Origin of the sequence: Mesorhizobium hawassense (genome assembly GCF_003289945.1) — a bacterium.
Lineage (GTDB): Bacteria > Pseudomonadota > Alphaproteobacteria > Rhizobiales > Rhizobiaceae > Mesorhizobium > Mesorhizobium hawassense.
On the sequence record NZ_QMBP01000058.1, the window covers coordinates 1 to 877 of the forward strand.

Consider the following 877-nt stretch of genomic DNA (forward strand, 5'->3'; position numbering starts at 1 on the left):
CCTAGGTGTGAGCTTTCAGGAGGTTGTCCATTCGGACCGGACCGAGGAGACTGGAGTTACCAGGCTTCAGCGCTCGTCGGAGGATCCGAATGAACATCCACAAGAATGCCCGTCTCACGCCGCTGCGTCGAGAGGAGATGGCGCTGGCGGTGATAGAAGGCGGTTTTTCCAAAGCCCATGCGGCGCGAACGTATGGTGTGTCGGCCAAGATCGTGGCGCGTTGGGTCGAGCGCTACAAGGCCGAAGGCAGCAAAGGCATGGCCGACCGCTCGTCGCGGCCCACCGTCATGCCGGGCCTGACCGAACAGGTCGTGGCCGAGCGCATCGTCGCCTTGCGCCGCCAGCGGCTGACCGGCAAGCACATCGCCATGGAGGTCGGCGTCTCGCCCGCCACTGTCAGCCGGGTTCTCAAGCGTGCCGGACTGTCGCGGCTCAGGGATATCGAGCCGGCCGAGCCGATCCGGCGCTACGAGCGAGAGCACCCCGGCGAGATGATCCATATCGACATCAAGAAGCTTGGCCGCTTCAGCCAAGTCGGCCATCGCATCACCAGCGATCCGCAAAAGGGAAAGTCTCGCAGCGCCGGCTGGGAGTTCGTCCATGTCTGCATCGACGACGCTTCCCGCATCGCCTTCTCGCAGATCCTGCCCGACGAGAAAAAGGAGAGTGCCATCGGCTTCCTCAAGGCGGCGGTCGCCTACTACGCCAGCCTCGGCGTCACGATAGCGCGCGTCATGACCGACAACGGCTCTTGCTACAGATCGAAGGTCTTCGCCAAAGCCTGCCGCGATCTCGGTCTCAAGCACGTCAGGACAAGGCCCTATACCCCCAAGACCAATGGCAAGGCCGAGCGCTTCATCCAGACGGCGCTGCGCGA

At 63.5% G+C, this 877-nt stretch carries 1 protein-coding gene; it reads left to right on the forward strand.

Going from position 1 to position 877, the window contains the following annotated elements:
* Positions 1-89: 89 nt before the first annotated feature.
* Positions 90-877, forward strand: a 788-nt coding sequence (locus DPM33_RS35605; RefSeq protein WP_112102226.1) for an IS481 family transposase, incomplete at its 3' end; no start/stop codon positions are given.